The organism is Legionella oakridgensis ATCC 33761 = DSM 21215, from assembly GCF_000512355.1.
Taxonomy (GTDB): Bacteria; Pseudomonadota; Gammaproteobacteria; order Legionellales; family Legionellaceae; genus Legionella_A; species Legionella_A oakridgensis.
Map to the genome: position 1 here is coordinate 951,381 of NZ_CP004006.1, position 20,680 is coordinate 972,060.

Sequence of the window (20,680 nt, forward strand, 5' to 3'; positions counted from 1 at the left end):
TTACGATACTTCAGCCAGATTTCCTTTGCTTTCAAGCCATATCTTGCGATCGCTTGCTCGTTTTTTGGCAAGCATCATATCCATCATCGCCATGGTTGTCGGCTCATCGTCAAGAGTCAGCTGTACTAATCTTCGGGTATTCGGATCCATTGTGGTTTCACGTAATTGCATAGGATTCATTTCACCTAATCCCTTGAAACGCTGTACATTGATTTTGACTTTTTGATTTTTGGAAAGCTCGGTGAGGATATTTTCCTTTTCTTCATCATCCAAGGCATAGTACACCGCTTTGCCGGCATCTATCCGGTAAAGCGGCGGCATGGCAACGAACACATGGCCGGCTTTAACCAGCGGTTTGAAATGTCGAAGAAAAAGGGCGCACAATAAGGTGGCAATATGAGCGCCGTCTGAATCAGCATCCGCAAGGATGCATAATTTGCCATACCGTAACCCTTCAAGATCATCACTGCCTGGATCAATGCCAATGGCGACCGAAATATCATGTATTTCCTGAGACGCCAGTATCTGTGAGGAATCTACTTCCCACGCATTAAGAATTTTACCTCGCAAGGGTAAAATGGCTTGAAATTCTTTATTGCGTGCCTGTTTGGCTGAACCTCCGGCTGAATCTCCTTCCACTAAAAATAGTTCGGCCTGATTTAAATCTTGCTGTAGGCAATCCGCCAGTTTTCCTGGTAAGGCAGGTCCCTGGTGGACGCGTTTACGGGCGACCTGTTTTGCCTGACGCAGTCTTTTTTGAGCGCGTTCGATGGCAAGAGTGGCAATCATTTCACCGGCGGTTCGATGTTGATTCAACCAGAGCGCGAAAGCGTCTTTAATGACGTTGCTAACCAAGCCTGCCGTTTGACGAGAACTAAGTCGTTCCTTGGTTTGGCCAGCAAATTGGGGATCATTCATTTTAACCGATAGTACATATTGGCATGGTTCCCAAAGATCTTCTGCAGTCAATTTAACACCACGTGGCAAAAGATTACGTAATTCACAAAAAGAAGCCAGAGCGTCAAAAAGCCCTGAGCGCAATCCATTAACATGCGTGCCGCCTTGAATGGTAGGAATTAGATTCACATAACTTTCAGTAACACGGTTTTCTGAGGAGGACGACCAAACCAGCGCCCAATCTATGATGGCTTCTTCACTATGGTAATCCCCGCTGAAAGGTTCTTGTGGGAGGAATTCGGAAGTCAGTGATTGGCAAAGGTAGTCACTTAGTCCTTGTTCATAACACCAATGCATTTTTTCGGCGGTGGCTTTATTAATAAAAGTCATGGATAAACCAGGGCAAAGCACTGCTTTAGCCCGCAGAGCATGGGTCAATTGCTTGATGGAGAGGCGAGTGGTATCAAAATAACTGGCATTTGGCCAAAAGCGAATGATGGTTCCAGTATCTCGCTTTTTGGTAATGCCGATTTCATTCAATTCCGTTTCTTTTTCTCCATTGATAAATGACATGCTGTAGACAATGCCGTTACGTTTAATTTTGACTTCAAGTCGCTCTGACAAGGCATTGACGACGGAAACGCCAACACCGTGCAAGCCGCCAGAAAAACGGTATGTTTTATTGGAAAATTTACCTCCGGCATGCAGACGGGTCATGATAACTTCAACCCCGCTTAACCCTAATTGGGGATGAATATCCACTGGCATGCCGCGGCCATCGTCTTCAACTTCTACGGAACCATCTTCATGGAGGGTAACAAGGATATGGCTGGCAAATCCTGCAAGCACTTCGTCGACGCTATTATCAATGACTTCCTGTGCCAGATGGTTTGGACGAGTGGTGTCGGTATACATTCCGGGACGGCGTTGTACTGGCTCAAGACCGCTTAATACTTCAATGGCTTCGGCAGTATAATGTTCAGTCATGTTGGCAACACTCAATCAAAAAATATGGCTTAAGTTTAACATGAAAAAGAGGGAACGTTACAGGCAGGTTAAAAGATCAATGAGGCTGTCTCATTAAACGGTCGTCCTTGCGAACAATGTGAAGCAAATCCAGATCGATGTGGCCTAAGAGCATCGATCTGGATTGCTTCGTTAACGCAATGACAAATATTGAGTATATGGCTTATTCAATAATAATCGGCGGGAATTTATCGGCGTAATTTAATGGTTTACGGGCAACTTCAATCGCTGTTTGTAAGGCTGCTTTAATAAATGGCCTTGCCAATTCATCTTGAGTATTAGCCGTAGTAGGAATCCCTTGATCACACTCTTGTCGAATTCGGCTGTGTAAAGGAAGTTGACCAAGCAATTTACAATGGTAGTTTTCGCAGAGTTGCTGAGCACCGCCATGACCAAAAATGCTTTCCTGATGACCGCAGTGACTGCAACGATGTAAAGACATATTTTCGATAATTCCCAAGACATCAATGTTGGTTCTGGCAAACATTTTTAATGCTTTTTGCGCATCAAGGGTAGCGACGCTTTGTGGCGTCGTGACAATCACGGCGCCAGTTAATGGGATTTTTTGCACCAGGCTTAATTGGATATCACCTGTGCCTGGGGGTAAGTCAATAAACAAATAATCCAGCTCATCCCAGCTGGTGATGTCCAGCATTTGGATCAGTGATTTGGCAAGCATTGGACCACGCCAGATTAATGCTGGTTCGTCTTCAGTGAGGTAACCGATGGACATGGCTTGTACCCCATGAGCACGAACTGGCAGATAATGATCATCACGGATTTCCACCGGAGCGACTTTACCTAACATGAGCGGGATGCTGGGTCCATAAATATCGGCATCAAGAAGCCCAACACGAGCCCCAGCGCGTGCAAGAGCGACCGCCAAGTTAACAGCAACGGTAGATTTTCCCACCCCACCTTTTCCAGAGGCAATTGCAATGGTATTTTTCACGCCACGCAGTGCTTTGCCTGGCAGTTGAGTACGATGGCCTTTGATAACGTCTTTGAGGATGATATGAATTTGATAGGCGGGGAATGCCTGTTTAAGGGTTGATATTAAAGAAGGAATAAGGGTTTCTTGTAAGAAAGCACTGGGGAAACCGGTGCACAACTGCAGGTTGAGTTGCATGTCTTCCAAGGAAATACGTGGTTGTATAGGGAGATCCTGCAGTCTCATTTCTAAGAAAGATTCTGTGGTATGGTTTAACAGGTTAACAACAGTATTTTCCAGAGTCATAGGTTTTTTTCAGTGATTGCCATGCGCGCATCATACCTTGTACTGCCAGATTTTTCGAGGATTTAGAGTAAACCGTCTTCATAGTTCCATGTAATCCAATGAGAATTTGCCAAATAATATAATCCGCAATGAATGGGTTCGGGGTAGAGATGAGCCAGGAGATGAGCGTAATGTTGAACTTGTTGGCGATGTTGGTGTTCTGTGTATTCTTCTTCTTGCCCGGTTTTAAAATCAATAACCCAACGTATCCCGTGTTCGATGAAAGTCCTGTCTATAATTTTGGTTGTGACGTCTGAATATTGTTGGTGTAATAATTCCAATTCATTATGTTCTGCTTTATGTTTGCTGATTAACCAGTGGCCGACCGGATCTGAAAATAATTGCTTTATTTGCGTTTGTATTTGAGATTGTGCTGTCATAAGAGGCTGGCCCGTTAAGCCTAAGACTTTAAATTGATGACTCACCATGTGCCAGGGAATGTCAGCGATGGTGGCGGGGTGATGATCACAAATCCACTGGAGTAATTCATGAGTCACAATTCCAACCAGACGTGAGTGGTGGTGGAGGGGAAAAGATAACTGATTAGCGGATTGAGCAAGGTATGAAGAAGAATGTTGATAGAATGTTAGAGGAAGATGATAAAGTTCTGGTGTTTTAGCGATTGATTGGTCCTTTCCTTGATTCATTTCATAGGACGTTGATTCGATGGGATGAAACGTCAGGTTTTGTAATAAACTTCGCAATGTACCTTGACTGCCTTTGTCATTTTTATCAAACAGGTAAAGACGTTTTTTAGCTCGGGTCACGGCCACGTATAAAAGCCGTTGCATCTCATAATGATTTTTATCTTCTTCCAGTCTCGTTAGATAATCATACAGTAAACAATGTTCCTCGTGCGCTGCTTTCATTGGCGAAATGAGTAATAGGCTACCTTGCTGAGTCGGTAATTTAAGCCAACGCAGCAATGGTTTGTCTGATATAGCCGAACGAGCACTTAAGCCAGGAAGAATGACACAATCAAATTCTAATCCTTTGGATTTATGAATGGTCATAATATGTAACCGGGATGGGGTAACTCGTTGAGAATAGAGTTTGTTTAACTCCGTTTCAAACTGTTCCATATCAGTAATTTGGCCATCTTCTTCGAACTGTTCCAGTAAAAGCCAAAATGGTTCTAAATCATCTTGTTCATGGGTACTTAGCACTTGCTCAAGATGTAGTGCCCTTAATGTATTCATTATCCAATCTGCAAGTGATTGTTGATGGCGAGTTTTCAGAGTTTCATGCATGACTTCATAGAAAAACTGGCCACGAATGAGTCCTTCTTCACTGAGTCCATGAATGTGTTCTAATTGAGACAGGGCAAAATAAATGGATTTTTTTTGCGCAAAATTGGCAATGCAATGCACATCGGCTAATGATAAGCCACACCATGGGCTGCGAAGCATGGAGAGCCACGCGAGTCGATTGGCGGGCATGAGTAAGGCTTGCGTTAACGACCACACATCTCGCAAATGCGGTAAATTGGCTAACAGATCAATGTCCATTCCCTGGAAAGAAATCTGATGTTTTCGCAATAAGCGGATGATTTCACGCAACTGGGTACGTGAACGTACCAGGATGGCAATATCCTCTTGGGGATGAGCTTGTAGTTCATGGGCGACAAGTTCAACGATGGCTTGGGCTTCTTCCTGCGTGCTATTGGCTTGGAATGGTTTGATAATGCTGGCGTTGCCGGTACTATGCATGTTTTTCGACCAGTGAAAAGATATTGCCCCCGATTCAATGTCATCGATGTTAGGAAAGATGGTACTGAATTGCTGATTAATCCAGTTGACAATCAGCTCTGTGGAGCGAAAATTGCAGGTCAATTCCAGGGGTATGAGGCGGACTGGACCAATGCCTTGTTGTCGAGCACGTAAAAATAGCCCAACTTCCGCTGAACGGAAGCGGTATATTGATTGCATTGGATCACCGACAACAAACAACGTTTTGCCATCATCCTCTTGCCATCCTTGCACGAGCCGTTCCAACAATTGAAATTGTTGAATGGACGTATCTTGAAATTCATCAATCAGTAAATGATGGATCTGCTGATCAAGATAAAGCGCCAAATCTGTTGGGGCTTCATCATGGCCTAAGGCTTGTATGGCTTGCTGGGAAATTGCGGTAAAATCAACCTCATTGCATTCACTGAATGTTAACTGCAAGTGTGCTGCTAATAGAGGCAGCAGCGTAAATAAAGCTTGCAGCACTTCCCATTGCTGTGGATCATAATGAGGGGACGGTAAATCTTTCACTCTTACCAAGTGGTCAAGGAAATCAGGAGAGGCGTCCAGTTTATACAGAAGTTGTTTACTGGCTTCTTTTAACTGTTTATAGTCTTTCTCATTGCAAACTCCTCGCTTTAAACCAACATGATGATCAAACGATTTACGTAATGAATGGTCTTTCGTTAGTAATAAGGCGGCCAAACTCTTAATAAGTACACGATCCAATTCTTTAATATGATTCCAATTTTTTAAAGGATAACGGACTGATTCCGGATTTGCCTCAAGACATGCTATTTGTCGAGCTAGCATGATTAATTCTTCCAAGCAGTCTTGTGGGATACTCTGACAAAATCGACTGATTTCATGATGTTCAATCCAGGATAATGCTTGCTCGAAAACTTGTTTATTTTGAGTTTTGGCTTGATGTATTGGTTCTAACCATTGATCTCTGGTTGATAGTAATTTGCTGAATAAAAGCAATAAGTTATCTTGACGATTGTCCATGTGACGCAACAAGACTTGCAAGGGGTGATGATAATGCTCATGCTGGATGGCGTATTCGAGGCAGGCGTGCGCCGCAGCCTTATAATGTCTGGATGGGTTATCACTGATTTTGGCATAAGGAATTTGCTGTTCTTGCAATGGAATAGCATGGCTGATTCTTTGACATAGTGAATCTATCGTAAAAATCTGTAAGCGAGTAGGGTGAGACAGCAATTGCCAGTTGTATCGTTGATCTCTAGCCAAGGCTTCTGTCGCGTAGACAGACGTTTGGCGTTGATGAGGGGATAATGAAGGTTCACTTTGAGCCGCTCTGTGCAGCGCTTTCAGGATACGCTCACGCATTTCGTTCGCGGCTTTACGAGTGAACGTGAGTGCGATGATTTGTTCAGGGGCTTCAATGGTAGCTAGTAATCTTAAATACCGTTGGGTCAGAAGTTCTGTTTTTCCTGACCCTGCTGGTGCCTGAACGATGAAAGAGCGTGTTGGATCAGTGGCCTGTCTCCGTTGCTCATGGTCGCTCGATTGCATCATGTCCGTCCAGAACGATTTCATTTGCAGGTGGCCTGAGATTATAAGAGGAACTCATGCAATGACCGTAGGCTCCTGCATTGGCAATTAACATTAAGTCATTTTCTCTAGTATCTGGCAGCAACCGATCGTGCCCAAGCGTGTCTCCTGATTCACAGATGGGGCCTACTACATGGGCAAAACTTGTTTTATTGTCCATCATGCGGCTTAAATTCACAATCTCATGATAAGAACCGTATAGCGCTGGTCTTAACAAGGAATTCATCCCCGTTTCTATGCCAATAAATCGAACTTTGCCTTTGTCTTTGCATTGCGTTACTTTTGCAAGAATGACGCCACTTTCGGCGACAAAAAATCGTCCAGGCTCGAGCCAGAATGACAAATGGGGGTAGCGAGATTTCACGGCAGACAGGGTGGCATCCAGACTGCTCAAATCAAGCGGTTGTTGCCCTGGTTTTTCAACAATCCCTAATCCCCCACCTAAGTTAATGAATTTCACGGTAGGGAAGTGGGAGGCCGAAGCAGCCAGCATTAATGCCGTTTGCTGCCATACCTCGCAGGATAAAATGCCGCTGCCTGAGTGTGCGTGCAGGCCAATAACATGAATATGATGCTGATTAACCAGTTCAGCGAGTTCCTTAAGATTATCTCTTGGAATGCCGAATTTTGATTCATTTCCGCCCGTGCAGACGTATTTATGATGGCCTGCACCACAGCCGGGGTCGATGCGTAATAAAATAGACTTATTTTGGAAGAGTTCAGGCCAGTGTTGTAAGGGATACAAATTGTCTACTGTCACATAGCAGCCGCATGCTATGGCGTATTCGTATTCTTCTTTGGGCGAAAAATTGGGGGTAAACAATAAGCGATTTTTATCAATATTGGGAAAAAGCGATAAGACATGCTGTAACTCATGGATAGAAACGCATTCAAAACCAATATCTTTTTGCAAAAGCGTTGTCAGCAGGGCGGGGTGAGGGTTGGCTTTAATGGCATAAAACAGGGTATCAATGGATTGCAGTTGTAATAATTCATCCGCTTTTTTTGCCACCGTTTCAAGATGGTAGACATAACATGGAGAGTGTTGACTGCCAAGGTCAAGCAATTTGTCACGCGCACTTTCCCACCAGGGTGTTTGATGTTTTTCTGGCGTGCCGAATTCTTCTTGCCAGCTCTTGGAATAATAAAAACTTTGCGGATTATTTTCAATGAGCAATGCATGGAGCTTTTGGCACAGTTTATCAGCTTGGGATTCGTCAACGACAAAGGTCAGATTAAGATCATTGGATGCAAGCGACATGAGATAAATTTGCTGGGCTTCAAACACTTCCAAGGTTGGTCCTAACTGAGGAAGTACCGTGCGAATGTGGTGACCAACAAGACTCACTGCGCTACAGGATTCAATGATTTTGGCACGGCCAAAACGATTTAAATCTGCAATTAAGGCTTCCAGAGCGCTGCGGTCTCGTAATTTTGCGCTGATATCCAAGGATAAAGTGACATTAAACTCAGAGGAGGACAGTAAATCCACAGAAAAACCATGTTGTTTAAATGTGGTGAATACGTCAGCAAGAAAGCCAACTTGCTGCCACATGTTTAATGTATCAATAGAAATAAGGGTAATGCTGTGTTTGACTTGAATGGATTTAATAGGCGGTGCGTGTTCGTCGCTATCTTGAGAAATCCAGGTGCCTGAATGCTCAGGCATACGGGTGTATTTTACCACCATGGGAATACCTGCGCGTCGTACCGGTGGTAGGCAGTTGGGATGCAACACTTTGGCTCCCATGGAAGCAATTTCCTGGGCTTCATCGTAGTTAAGTTGTTTTAACAAACGCGCATGCGGTAATTGATGAGGATTTGCCGTGTAAATACCAGGGACATCCGTCCAAATTTCACAAACCTTGGCCTGAAGAATGGCGGCAAGCAAAGCCCCAGAGGTGTCAGAGCCGCCTCTTCCCAGCAGAACTGTTTCACCGCGTGGATTAGCCGCAATGAATCCTTGAGTAATGATGGCTTGCGCTCCACTTTTAACCAGCTTTTCTTGCAATTGGTGATTGGATTCACTGGTGCAGCGGGCAGCAAGATAGTTTATGGCATCGCCCCCTGGTACAGGGGTGGTTATTAAGGCTTCACGAACATCAAACCAAAGGCAGTGGATTCCTTTTTGTTGTAGAAAGGCATGGCCTAATCGAGTCATCATTAATTCTCCCAAACTTAATATCTGGGCTCGAGTTTTTGCGGGCGCTTCTTTTAGCAAAGCAATCCCGGTCAACCATTGATTGAGTTGTTGCAGTTCATTACCGAGCAGTTCAGGCGAAACTTCCAGGGCCTTGGCAAGCTGAATATATTCCTCACGAACATTTGCTTCAATATGATGATGTTCATTCAACAAGGCGGTTTCGATCATTTTTTCCAGTTTATTGGATGCTTGCGATAATGCTGAACACACAATAACCGGTTGGACCCCGCTGTCGAGATGTTTTTGGGTAATTGCCGCAATATGTTCCCAAGTTTCTCGAGAAGAGACGCTGGTGCCTCCAAACTTAGTGACGACTTGTTGCATGATAAATCCGTGCAAAAATAAGGCACATTAGCATGGAGAAGGGACAGTTACAAGCTCTTAAATATCATATCCTGGTCATACTGGAAGATAAAATAACAAATAAAAAATCAAGATTATTGTTATTGCTATACTTAAACAAAGGATTATTGCAAATACAAGGAGTTCATTATGGCAAACAATAGCTCAAGTAACATCGTTGCCATTGTTGCGATCGTCATTATTGTGTTGGTAGCGGCGCTCGTATTATTTTATACATTTGGCGGAACACGCCTTCCACCGGCTTCGGTAATACCATCTACGACAACTTCTGAAACAAAAATTCAAGTGGAAACTCCACAAGTTACAACTCCAGCGCCAACAAAAAGCACTGAAACAAAAGAAGGTGCTGAAACACAAGAAGGCACGACGCAAGGTGCTGCAGGTGGGGAGCGTTAGAGAAAAAATTAATTTTTGATTACGCATTGCCGTTTGATATCCGACGGCAATCCCGGAAGCAAAACCAAACGAACATAAGGCATAGGTATTTAAACCGCCTATTTCCTAAAAGCTCTCGGTTTAGTCCAGAGTTTTGAGTTATTATTATTCATAATGTGCTACAATTAACCTGAATATTTTTTCAAGGAGGAAAAACTATGAATAAGATTATTTTAGCCCTTTTAGTCGTTGGTTCTCTATCAGTCACAATTACAGGATGTGGTACACGAACCCAAGCAGTTGGTACAGCTTCAGGAACAGCGGCCGGAGCTGGTATTGGTTTTATTGCTAGCGGTTTTAACCCAGCTGGGGCCGCGATTGGAGCTGGAGTAGGCGCTGGTGTTGGTGGCTTAGCTGGTACGGTGGCTTCTGATGAAGATGTGATGATCTATCGTCAAAAAGGGGTCGTATATCGTAACGGTGTAGCTTATCGTATTCAAAATGGGCGATATGTGACCGTACAATAGACATTTTGATGCGTGATTCATTCATTTAGGTCGCTCCTGAAAAGCTAGAAGCGACCTGGACTGACTAGAAAACATCTAAAATCCCTTCATCTACGTTCAAGTATAATGCTCCCATGTAATCTTCGAAGTTTTGAATTCTAAGGTTTGACCAGCGGTTATATAAGTACCCTCTCTTTTCTTACCCCCATATCGGGAAGTTACTTATTTTCTTGTTAATGGTTTGAAAATGGAATGCATTCATTTATCATCAATTTCTGCAATGATTGGAATTAGCTAAGGAGTATGGAGTGAAAAGAATGCAAACACCAGTACGAACGGCCATAAGTGTGGCAATTGGAGCCATGCTGGCAAACAACATCGTCAATGCAGGGGCATTTTCCCTGTATACTGAAGGAAGTACCACCGCGGTTGGAAATTATGCGGCAGGTATTGCCGCGGAAGTCGCAGACGCGTCAACGGGTTGGTATAATCCAGCTGGTCTTGTCTTTCTGGGTAAGCAACAGGCACTGTTGAGTGGCGTAGGTGTTTTTCCCAGCACAAAATTGTCTGGCAGCAGCACATTTACCACCATAGGTCTTCCTAGCTATACGCAGCCATTTAGCAATTTACAAGCTTCTAAAGACGCGTTTGTTCCTGCATTTCACTATGCCTTACCGTTAGCGGACCGCGCAGCGTTTGGATTAAGCATTGTTTCACCGTTTGGATTGTCTACCGAGTATTCAAATTCTTCCCAAGTGCGTTATGCAGCCACGTTTACCGAACTTCTTTCAGTGACGGTTTCCCCAGAGCTGGCCGGCAAGTTGACGGACAATCTCGCAATTGGTGCGGGGCTTGATTTGCAATGGGCGCAAGTAAAATTCAATCGCATGCTGGGCGCACCGACTTTATTACAGGTCTTTGGTGCTCCACCGACGATGTGGGACTCATCAAGTTATAATAAAGGCCATTCATTCGGGGTGGGTTTCCATGCTGGTGTCCTTGCCATGTTTAATGACCAGCATACCCGGGTTGGGCTTAATTATCAGTCGCGCATGAATCATACTTTTGATGGTTATAGTGTCTTAACAGGACCTCTGGCTGATGTTCCATTGTTCCAGGATGCCGCAGCAACTTTCCGCACTGATAATTTATACAGTAATGACATTCAATTTCCTGAGATTGTAACGCTAAGCGCTTACCAAGATGTCAATGAACGCCTGGCAGTATTAGGTTCCATCGTTTACACTGGCTGGAATGTTTTTAAAACCATTCAATTAAATAATGTTGCCGCTGCTACCCCGCTTGTTGGTCCGGTTGTTGTTACGTCAACATCCGCGCAAAATTATCGCGATGCCTGGCGTTTTGCCGTGGGCGCTAATTATCGTGTTAATGAACAATGGATGTTGCGGGTGGGTGGTGGTTATGATCAGACACCAACGGTGGATGCGGAGCGTGATATGCGTCTGCCGGATGCCGATCGTTGGGCCTTATCCATTGGTGCACATTATCAGATGCGTCCTGCTTTAGGGTTTGATGTTGGGTACACGCATTTATTTGCTAGTGGTGATACTACCGTTAACAAGACGGAGCCGCTTGGTACGACGTCTGCTTATAACGTGACTGCAAGCGGCAAACCGCATGCTGATTTAGTAGGCATACAAGCCGTATGGACCATTGATAAAGAGCAGGCCCCTATCCCTACAAAATAATTGCAACCCGCTGCTTCTGAAAACAGAAGCAGCGATAATAAGGTCTAATTGGATTGCTATGAGTACGGCAACATCAATCTTGAGTGATTCTGGTTTCACCAGGTCCAATAACCGTGATGGTAAAGCCATTGGCTGTCAGTGATTTTGGCGTAATATCGCCTGTATCAAGATTTAACGTGACTTGTCCTATGGTGACAGGGCTCGCCGTATCTGTTTTCATTTTGATTAAGGCGTTGCATGTTCCGGTTCTTTTCCCGCATATCACTTGTACAACACCCCAGAAAACACTATTGGTACTATGTGCTTTGGTGGGATGAGGTGAGGCGATGTCAAGGCTTGGTCCCACATAAGCATTGGATTGAAAATCGGTATCATTATGGGTTTTCAATTGGCTTGGAACGGCAAAAACAGCCATTGTCGTAAGACTTAAAGCGGCAGCAGCGAAGGTTTTTAGTAAGCAATTCATGAATATTTTCTCCATTCTTGTTAAAATTAGAACCATGAGTAACAAAATGACCACCTTAGGGTAATAAGTAATAAGTATTTTGTAAAATGAAAAGACAAGATTTTAATTTTGAATTGCCTCCGGAATTGATTGCTCAATATCCCCTGAGCAATCGTAGCGACTCACGACTGTTGACTTATTCACGTCAATCAGAATGTCATGAACATCATCAATTTAAATCGCTGGCTGATTTTCTTGAACCGGGAGATTTGTTAGTGATGAATGACAGCAAAGTGATTCCGGCAAGATTATACGGCCATAAATCCAGTGGCGGAAAAGTCGAATGCCTGATAGAGCGTCTCACTAACGATGATTGTTTTTGGGCCCATATCAAAGCCAGCAAGGCGCCCAAACCTGGCAGCAGGATTTTTTTAGATCAAGGATGGTCGATTGAAATTATAGGCCGCGATGATGATTTGTTTCAGTGCAAGGCCAGCGGCAATGTGGCGGTTATGCTTGAGGAAATCGGACATATTCCTTTGCCGCCATACATTCAGCGTTCTGATGAGTCATTGGATGCAAGCCGATATCAGACGGTTTATGCTCGATATAAAGGATCCGTTGCTGCTCCCACGGCGGGCTTGCATTTCGATGAATCATTGCTGGCCGCTATACAACAAAAAGGGATAAACATTGCTTATTCGACGTTGCATGTAGGGGCTGGTACCTTTCGTCCTTTGCGCTGTGAGGATATTAAAGACCATAAAATGCATAGCGAATTTTTTACAGTCAGCGAACCATTGTGTGCTGCAGTAAACGCGACGCATGCTGCTGGAAACCGGGTGATTGCCGTAGGAACAACGGCTCTTCGTAGTCTGGAAAGTGCAGCACAACAAGGTAAACTTGAACCTTGTAGTCGAGATACGAACATTTTTATTTATCCCGGATACCAATTTCAGATTTGCGATGGGTTGATTACCAATTTTCATTTGCCTGAATCAACATTATTAATGTTAGTTGCTGCTTTTATTGGTTATGAGCAAGCAATGAAACTGTATCAGATTGCTATTGCGCATCGTTATCGTTTTTTCAGCTATGGCGATGCCAGTTTACTTTTATAGAAAAAAGGAGCCGGGAGGCGTTTGTGGGTAAAATCAGTCAAGAGAATCATTTTGCCGGACTCGTACCGATTCTGACCACGACGGCTGGAAGCACGTTAACGGCAGAAAATTGGCAGGACGTTGGTGTGACAACCATGTCTTGTTCTCTGGCCTCATTATTGGTGAAACCAGGATATGAGGTTTTAAAGCAATTGCCTAATTTGGGGTGTTACATCGGTTGGTCAGGTCAGATTGTACTGAATGCTTCATCTCTTAATGCAGATGAACATGGCGTGTATACACTGCGTTCGCCTTATGACGGCAGTTATATTCGCCATTCTATGGATGATGTTTTGACATTGATTGCTCAGCTGCAGCCACATTTTGTCATTCTGTCGCAAGACGTTATGCAAAAAAAGCCATTCGCATGGCAATCATTACCTGACGCGATATTTCCCTTTCTACCTATGAATACCCTTTCTCACCGGGAGGTAGTAAAACCTTATGGTTTTTATTTGGATGACGATAAGGTAGACGTAAGACAACAACAAAGAAAACAATGCAAGTCAAGACCTTATTATGTAGCAGGGGAGTTATCTTTGCCACAGATGCAGGCATACGTCGCTGATGGAGCTTGCTATCTGGAATCAGATAAACCTGCTATGGATGGCATACAAGGACGCGTTTATTCTCATGAAGGTGATTTTTCATTGACAGAACTCTCAGAGGCTACTCGCTTTGAGGTCATTGACAACAAATGCCAGTGCCCAGTTTGTCAGCAACAGTTGACCCGTGCTTATCTTCATCATTTGTTAGCGCAAACGCCTCTGCTTTGCCAACGTTTTTTAATTCAACATAACATCTTCTATTGTCAGGAGATCTTGGCAGGCCAGCGTTAATGCATTATGCTCCCACTCGAAATTAACATACTTGATTTACGTCGGCTTGAAATCCCGATATCATGTCACGCAAATTCTGGGTAAGTCTTTGGCAAATGCTTTTTAAGAATCAAGAATGACACTGAATTAAGGAGAAAAAGATGGGCTTTTTTATTAGTAATGCAATGGCTGCCGCTCCCGCAGCACAACCAGCGCAAGCAGATGGCACCTTTTCTTTGATTATGATTGTTGCCATTTTCGTATTATTTTATTTTATGTTAATTCGTCCTCAAAACAAACGCGCTAAAGAGCATCGAGAGCTGATTAATAAACTAAAAAAAGGCGATGAAATTATTACTTCCGGTGGATTGCTTGCAAAAGTCACAGCCATCGATGAGCAATACATCAAGGTTAATATTGCTGAAGGGGTTGAAATCAGTTTACAACGAAACGCTGTCAGCGCCGTTTTACCCAAAGGTACTCTTAAATCCATTTAAGATCGTCATAGAGACAATGTAAATGCAAAATAAATATCCACTTTGGAAAAACCTAATGTTGATTGTGATTACAATCATTGGGTTAATCTATGCTATTCCTAATTTATACAGCGAAGATCCGGTGGTTCAGGTTTCTTCACAATCTCCTGTTGATATGCAGCAGCTGGAGCAAACCATAAAGGATTTATTAGACGCAGCAAAGCTTGATTATCTTTCAGTTATGATTGATAACGATAGCTTGGATGTGCGGTTCGCTTCTACCGACACACAGTTATTGGCACGGGATGTGATTCGGAATGGTTTGGATAAAAATTATACGGTTGCTTTAAACCTTGCACCATCAACACCCGCCTGGTTAATGGCTATTGGGGCAGAACCCATGAAGCAAGGTTTGGATTTACGGGGTGGGGTGCATTTTCTGTTGGAAGTGGATATTGATAGTGTCGTTAACCGTCGCTATGAAGGCATCATGAAAAGCATTAGCCAGGATTTGCGTGAAGCAGGGATTCGTTACACAGGCATTCGCTATGTGATGGATAAAGGGGTCAACATTCGATTTCGTTCTGCGCAAACGATGGAAGATGCTTTGGTAGAATTGAAACAAAAAATCCCGGGTCTGACGTTTACGAAATCCAAGGTTACTTTTGATTTGACTGCGGCATTGTCAGCGGCTGAACTGAACTCTATTCGCCAGAATACTATTGATCAAACCATGAGCATCCTACGCAATCGTGTAAATGAGTTAGGTGTTGGTGAGGCGGTTGTTCAGCAGCAGGGGGGAACCCGGGTGGCTGTGGATTTGCCAGGAATTCAAGACGCTGCGCGTGCTAAGCAAATTCTGGGTGGAACGGCAACATTACAGTTTCATCTGGTTGATCAGGAAAATGATCCACAAATTGCGAAACAAACAGGAGCCGTTCCCATTAATAGTAAGTTGTATATGATGGATGGCCAGCCTATTTTATTAAAAAGACAAGTGGTTTTAAGTGGGGATTCCATTACCAGTGCGGTATCAAGCTTTGACCAACAGACGGCAACGCCCGCAGTGCAAGTGCAATTGGGTGGTGGGGGAGAATCATTTTTTACCAAGATTACCCGTGAAAACATTGGTAAGCGCATGGCCATTGTGTTTGTGGAAAGTAAAACCCGGTTGGAAAAATCAGGTGATGACACCAAACGAGTTACTTATCGTGAAGAACGAGTCATTAGTGCTCCGGTTATTCAAAATGCTTTAGGAAATAATTTCCAGATCACGGGTCTGCAAGACAGTAAAGAAGCCAGTAACTTAGCGTTATTGCTGCGTGCTGGTGCATTGCCTGCAGCGATTTACCCAATTGAAGAACGTACGGTTGGACCAACGTTGGGTAAAGAAAATATTCGTCGTGGCATGATCTCTCTTGAAGTTGGCATGGCATTGATTTTGGTGACGATGGTAGTGTACTACCGCTTTTTTGGCTTTGTTGCTAATGTTGCGCTATTGCTTAACTTGGTTTTGTTATGCGCGCTTTTGTCCATCATCGGTGCCACGTTGACCCTGCCAGGTATTGCAGGAATTGTATTGACTGTGGGTATGGCGGTGGATGCAAATGTTCTTATATATGAGCGCATCCGTGAGGAATTACGTAATGGGTTATCACCGCAAGCAGCCATTTTTGCTGGTTATGATCGGGCTTTTGCCACGATTCTCGATGCGAATGTCACGACGCTTATTGTTGGTATTGTATTGTTTTCTATTGGTACAGGGCCTGTACGTGGATTTGCTATTACCTTATCGTTGGGATTGCTGACTTCCATGTTAACCGGTGTGACGTTTACCAGAGCCATTGTTAATTGGTTTTATGGTGGGCGTAATGTGAAGAAATTATCAATCGGTATTTAAACTGAGCTATGTTGAGAGGTCCAGATGGAATTTTTCAATCCAAATTCAAACATTGATTTTATGGGAGCACGCAAATGGACAGCGTTGCTATCCATTTTGATTTTCATTATTTCCATTGTGGCGTTATTGGTAAATGGTTTGAAATGGGGACTGGATTTTACTGGTGGTACGCAAATTGAAGTCTCGTATTCTCAACCCGCTGATTTGCCCGCCATTCGTGACAGCTTGTATAAAATCGGGTTTAAAGAAGCGCAAGTGGTCAGTTATGGTACGTCAAAAGACGTGTTAATCAGCATTGCCCCGCGCTCTGATCTAGATCAAACGCTGCTGGTTGAACGAATTATGGAACAATTACCCGGTGCGGTGAAACAGCGCGTTGATTTTGTCGGTCCGCAAGTTGGGCAGGAACTGGCCACAAAAGGGGCACTTGCCATTATTATTTCACTGTTAGCCACTATGATTTACATTGCCATGCGCTTTGAATATCGGTTAGGTTTTAGTTCTGCCGTGGCTCTTATTCATGATCCCATATTAATTCTTGGCGTGTTTGCCATGTTTGGTATTGAATTTGATTTGAAGGCATTGGCTGGATTATTGGCTGTCATTGGTTATTCATTGAATGACACCATCGTGGTCTTTGACCGGGTGCGAGAAAATTTCATCAAGATTCGTCGCTCCAGTCCTGTAGAAATCATGAATATTTCTATTAATCAAACGTTATCCCGAACCATCATGACGTCTGTGTTGACGCTATTTGTGGTCGTGGCATTATTTGTGTACGGTGGAGAAACCATTCATGGGTTTGCCCTGGCTTTAATCATTGGGATTCTTGTGGGAACTTATTCATCCATTTACGTAGCCGGAGCACTGGCGGTGGTGATGGGGCTTGACAGGAAAGATTTTCTGCCGATGCAACGCAAGGAAATTGATGAAAGACCTTAAACGGCTGTAAAATTTCTTTTTTACAACGTTATCATAAGCAATGATTCCTCCTTTTGCAAAAAGGAGGAATCGGTGGTATGCCTTTAAGATTCCAGTAACTTGTCAGTTTTTGCGGCGCAAATGAAATCGTTTAGAGACAGACCTTTTAAGGCATGCGTTGTGAAATGAACATGGCAATAATTATATCCCACCTTAAGATCCGGATGATGGTTTTCAAGATTAGCTATCCATGCCAGAGCATTGACAAAAGCCATGGTTTCATAAAAATTCTTAAATGCGAAGGAACGGCTAATTTCCTTATAATCGTCAGAAACTTGCCATGCATCGGCAAGTTGTGGCATCAACTGCTGAATTTGTTCAGGCGTAAGTGCTGCACCAATGCCTTCACAGGCTTCACAATGTTTACTTGTTAAATCACTGCTCATTTTATTATCCTTTTTACATGGTTGTTATTCTGCCAAGCATATTGCAAGTGTGTTAAGAAAACGACGGTTTTGTTGTTCGGTGCCCACCGTTATCCGTAAATAATGATTGAGGCCGTATGGATGAAGAGGGCGGACAATGATGCCGTGACGCTGCAATGCCTTATACAGAGGGTCTGCGTCGGTTTTGCAATCCATGGTAATAAAGTTTCCTGCTGTAGGTAAATAACGAATGCCGAGGTTGTCTAATCCATGTTTTAAGTATTTTAAGCCGTCTTGATTCATACGCACACTTGTTTTAATAAATTCATCATCGCCCAGAGCGGCGGTTGCCGCCACAAGTGCGGCCTGGTTGACGGTAAATGGTGGATTTGCACGCTGCAAAATAGCGGTTATTTCTTTATTGGCTATGGCATAGCCTAAGCGTAAACCGGCCATCCCATACGCTTTGGAAAAAGTGCGGGTAATGATGAGATTCGGATGTTCAGAGAGCAATCTTATGGAATGTTGATACTCCGGATGATGGACGTATTCATGATATGCTTCATCCAGCACGAGTATGGTCGAATCAGGAATATGATTTAAAAGCCTTCTGATTTCTGCCAGTTCCAGCAATAAACCGGTTGGATTATTGGGATTTGGAATAAAAATTAAGGCTGTTTTTTCATGGCATGCATGGATCATGGCATCGATATCCACCTCCCAATTTGCCTTAAGTGGAGTGCTGATGATCGGGATACCCAATGTCTTTGCAAAAACACGGTAAGCAATGAAGGATTGATCATGAACCAGTATTTCTTTATTGCGATGCAAAGCAAAACAAGTCATCATCAGTGAGAACAGGACATCAGAGCCATTGCCTAAGGTAATCATTTCAGAATCTATAGACAATTTCTCTGCAAGCATAGGTCGTAATGGATGATTAGTGGCTGCAGGATAAGTCGCAATTTTTGTTCCAGACATATTCGTCAGCGCCTCAATGATGCGGGGACTACATCCTAACGGGTTTTCATTGCTTGCTAATTTGATGATGTCTTTGATGCCTTGTTCTTGCGCCAACTCTTCTGCTGATTTGCCCGGTACATAAGGAGCCAAGGTTTGAATTCCCGGATGAGGTAATAAGTTATAGTCGCAGGGCATAGGATGGCGCTTCTCTTATAAAAAGGGTTATTCATCTTACCGAACGTATTTACAAAAGAAAATATTTTATAGTTACAAGGATTGCTTTTATCCGCGCAGAAAGCGTACCATTATTTTAGCCAACCTCAGGATATGGATAATGAATACGGAATGCGGGTTTTCAATGACCGAAGTATTGGTTTCGCTTTTATTAATGACGACTACCTCTTTGGCGTTATTAAAGCAGCAATGGATAAGCAATCAGCGGTTTAACCAAATCCATTTACAGACACAAGCCTTGATGCAACTCGACAGCGCATCCGAACAGATGATGGCTGGCGAAAAGATTTTGCCCACCGACAAACGGTTTAAATTCATACAGAGAGCATGCGCTCACAGCATTCGGCTGTCCATTACCTGGGATTGTCTGGCAGTACACCAACAGCATAAACATGGATGTCGATTGCAGCGCGAATGGATAACAGGATGACAAACAGGCAGCAAGGATTCGGGTTACCGGAGTTATTAATCAGCTTACTGCTTGCAAGCTTTATTATTCTTGCACTCGTCAATCAATATTTGCATGCAAAAAATCAGCATCGTTACGCTTATTATGCTGCAGGGCAAGGACTTGAATTACAGGCTGTGGTTGATTTAATGCGTGATAGCATCAGGCGTGCGGGATTTACACCTTGCCGTAGTATTAATCAGCTAATCAGTATGGATAGGCGTAGTGAGCATAAAAATCTGCAGGGAATTGAAATTCAACAGAAGAAGCAAGCTCATATCCATATTCAGCGCATGAGCGAATATTTTGACTTGATCGTAAAAATTAATAACCCTATAGAGCTTTTGACCCACAAGCCAATGTTTAAGCCCAATCAAACGGTGTTAATTGCCGATTGTGTGCATGCGGAAGTACAACAGGTTCATGCTATTCAACCCGCTGGTAGCGGGCAAGTCGTTATCTTATCCCAGCCGTTGGCTTTTAATTATCAGAAGCCAGTCTTCATTGGTGAATGGTTGCATGAACGCTTTTATATTCACAATAATAAGCAGGAACAAAACGCTTTATTTTATCAATTTGAGCGTGCCGATGAACTGACCTCTTATGTGCAAGCCATGCAGGCTCATTTAAAGCAAGCAGGAAAACATCAGATGCTTTCTGTTGTATTGAGGACAACGCATGGCAAAGACATGGGATTTACAACGCTGGTACGGTCGTGATCGTGGTATGGTGCTGTTAACGACTATCATCTTGATTAGTATGCTTGCATTCTTGGTTTTATCTTTGATGCAAGGCGTATTTTTATATTCTAAAGCAAGCGCTTACCGCGTGGTTGAGCATCAGGAGTTTTATCAGTTGGAAGCAACGGCTTATAAGCTGGTATTCAGGAAAGAATGGCATGCCAAGCCCCATTGTGTAGCTAGACATGCTGATTGGAGTCAGATAGAACAGGCATTGGCAAAGCCCCATTGCACCGTCATGTTGGCGGAAAAACAGTATCATTACCTAATAGAAGATTTAGGTGAATACTCTGAGCTTTGCATATTGGCTGATGGTAAAACGATTGGCAGCCATCATTGGCTTTTAAGTGTTATGAACAGCCGCCATGATGCATTACAGTTGCGTATTGCCGAGCCTTCAGGCCATCAATCCTGTGAACTCTCACAACAACAAATGATTGCGGAAGGAGTTATCAGCTGGAGATATCTGCGTCATCAATAAGACCTTCCC

Annotated in this window: 18 protein-coding genes; 11 read left to right on the forward strand and 7 right to left on the reverse strand. The window is 43.5% G+C overall.

The annotated features are described in order from the left end of the window. The 4 genes from parE to LOA_RS04685 all read right to left on the reverse strand — a co-directional run bounded on the left by parE (nt 1) and on the right by LOA_RS04685 (nt 9,031). Nucleotides 1-1,884 (reverse strand): DNA topoisomerase IV subunit B, encoded by a 1,884-nt coding sequence (gene parE / locus LOA_RS04670; RefSeq protein ID WP_025385347.1) that lies wholly within the window; start codon nt 1,882-1,884, stop codon nt 1-3. Nucleotides 1,885-2,086: 202 nt separating this feature from the next. Beyond that, nucleotides 2,087-3,160: an iron-sulfur cluster carrier protein ApbC gene (gene apbC, locus LOA_RS04675; protein WP_025385348.1), complete on the reverse strand. Its 1,074-nt coding sequence runs from the start codon at nt 3,158-3,160 to the stop codon at nt 2,087-2,089. 62 nt (nt 3,161-3,222) lie between these two features. Then, nucleotides 3,223-6,465, reverse strand: coding sequence for a UvrD-helicase domain-containing protein (locus LOA_RS04680; protein WP_025385349.1), 3,243 nt, complete (start codon nt 6,463-6,465; stop codon nt 3,223-3,225). Then, nucleotides 6,446-9,031, reverse strand: a complete 2,586-nt coding sequence (locus tag LOA_RS04685; protein WP_025385350.1) for a bifunctional aspartate kinase/diaminopimelate decarboxylase — start codon at nt 9,029-9,031, stop codon at nt 6,446-6,448. The genes LOA_RS04680 and LOA_RS04685 overlap by 20 nt, the downstream gene beginning before the upstream one ends. Nucleotides 9,032-9,199: 168 nt before the next feature. On the opposite strand from LOA_RS04685, the gene LOA_RS04690 reads away from it, so the two are divergent. From LOA_RS04690 to LOA_RS04700, 3 genes are all read left to right on the forward strand, one after another. Beyond that, entirely contained in the window at nt 9,200-9,466 is a 267-nt protein-coding gene (locus LOA_RS04690; RefSeq protein WP_025385351.1) for a hypothetical protein, read from the forward strand. Nucleotides 9,467-9,663: 197 nt separating this feature from the next. Next, nucleotides 9,664-9,972 carry a glycine zipper domain-containing protein gene (locus LOA_RS04695; RefSeq protein WP_025385352.1) on the forward strand — a complete coding sequence of 103 codons (309 nt, stop codon included), beginning with the start codon at nt 9,664-9,666 and terminating at the stop codon, nt 9,970-9,972. Between the two features lie 287 nt (nt 9,973-10,259). Further along, complete coding sequence (locus tag LOA_RS04700; RefSeq protein WP_025385353.1) at nt 10,260-11,660, forward strand: OmpP1/FadL family transporter; 1,401 nt, start codon at nt 10,260-10,262, stop codon at nt 11,658-11,660. A 73-nt stretch (nt 11,661-11,733) separates the two neighbouring features. Here the strand turns inward: LOA_RS04700 and LOA_RS04705 are convergent, their stop codons facing one another. Continuing rightward, on the reverse strand, nt 11,734-12,126 hold the full coding sequence (locus tag LOA_RS04705; RefSeq protein ID WP_025385354.1) for a hypothetical protein: 393 nt from the start codon (nt 12,124-12,126) through the stop codon (nt 11,734-11,736). An 86-nt stretch (nt 12,127-12,212) separates the two neighbouring features. Between LOA_RS04705 and queA the strand changes: the two genes are divergently transcribed. The 5 genes from queA to secF all read left to right on the forward strand — a co-directional run bounded on the left by queA (nt 12,213) and on the right by secF (nt 17,401). After that, on the forward strand, nt 12,213-13,226 hold the full coding sequence (queA, locus tag LOA_RS04710; protein ID WP_025385355.1) for a tRNA preQ1(34) S-adenosylmethionine ribosyltransferase-isomerase QueA: 1,014 nt from the start codon (nt 12,213-12,215) through the stop codon (nt 13,224-13,226). Between the two features lie 23 nt (nt 13,227-13,249). Continuing rightward, nucleotides 13,250-14,104, forward strand: a complete 855-nt coding sequence (locus LOA_RS04715) for a tRNA guanosine transglycosylase family protein (RefSeq protein ID WP_052335891.1) — start codon at nt 13,250-13,252, stop codon at nt 14,102-14,104. 140 nt (nt 14,105-14,244) lie between these two features. After that, nucleotides 14,245-14,580, forward strand: coding sequence for a preprotein translocase subunit YajC (gene yajC, locus LOA_RS04720; RefSeq protein ID WP_025385357.1), 336 nt, complete (start codon nt 14,245-14,247; stop codon nt 14,578-14,580). A gap of 22 nt (nt 14,581-14,602) precedes the next feature. Next, on the forward strand, nt 14,603-16,459 hold the full coding sequence (gene secD, locus LOA_RS04725) for a protein translocase subunit SecD (RefSeq protein ID WP_025385358.1): 1,857 nt from the start codon (nt 14,603-14,605) through the stop codon (nt 16,457-16,459). A gap of 24 nt (nt 16,460-16,483) precedes the next feature. Further along, nucleotides 16,484-17,401: a protein translocase subunit SecF gene (gene secF, locus LOA_RS04730; RefSeq protein WP_025385359.1), complete on the forward strand. Its 918-nt coding sequence runs from the start codon at nt 16,484-16,486 to the stop codon at nt 17,399-17,401. 83 nt (nt 17,402-17,484) lie between these two features. Here secF and LOA_RS04735 read toward each other — a convergent pair whose 3' ends face one another. Next, nucleotides 17,485-17,826, reverse strand: a complete 342-nt coding sequence (locus tag LOA_RS04735; protein WP_025385360.1) for a 4a-hydroxytetrahydrobiopterin dehydratase — start codon at nt 17,824-17,826, stop codon at nt 17,485-17,487. A gap of 24 nt (nt 17,827-17,850) precedes the next feature. Then, nucleotides 17,851-18,963 (reverse strand): histidinol-phosphate transaminase, encoded by a 1,113-nt coding sequence (gene hisC / locus LOA_RS04740; protein WP_025385361.1) that lies wholly within the window; start codon nt 18,961-18,963, stop codon nt 17,851-17,853. Between the two features lie 139 nt (nt 18,964-19,102). Here hisC and LOA_RS04745 point away from each other — a divergent pair, with 139 nt between their 5' ends. Genes LOA_RS04745 through LOA_RS04755 form a run of 3 tightly spaced genes read left to right on the forward strand, consistent with a single transcriptional unit; the run spans nt 19,103 to nt 20,671 of the window. Next, nucleotides 19,103-19,432 carry a type IV pilus modification PilV family protein gene (locus LOA_RS04745; protein WP_025385362.1) on the forward strand — a complete coding sequence of 110 codons (330 nt, stop codon included), beginning with the start codon at nt 19,103-19,105 and terminating at the stop codon, nt 19,430-19,432. Next, nucleotides 19,429-20,169, forward strand: coding sequence for a prepilin-type N-terminal cleavage/methylation domain-containing protein (locus tag LOA_RS04750; protein ID WP_025385363.1), 741 nt, complete (start codon nt 19,429-19,431; stop codon nt 20,167-20,169). Before LOA_RS04745 ends, LOA_RS04750 begins: the two co-directional genes overlap by 4 nt. Further along, nucleotides 20,129-20,671 carry a hypothetical protein gene (locus LOA_RS04755; RefSeq protein ID WP_025385364.1) on the forward strand — a complete coding sequence of 181 codons (543 nt, stop codon included), beginning with the start codon at nt 20,129-20,131 and terminating at the stop codon, nt 20,669-20,671. Before LOA_RS04750 ends, LOA_RS04755 begins: the two co-directional genes overlap by 41 nt. Nucleotides 20,672-20,680 lie beyond the last annotated feature (9 nt).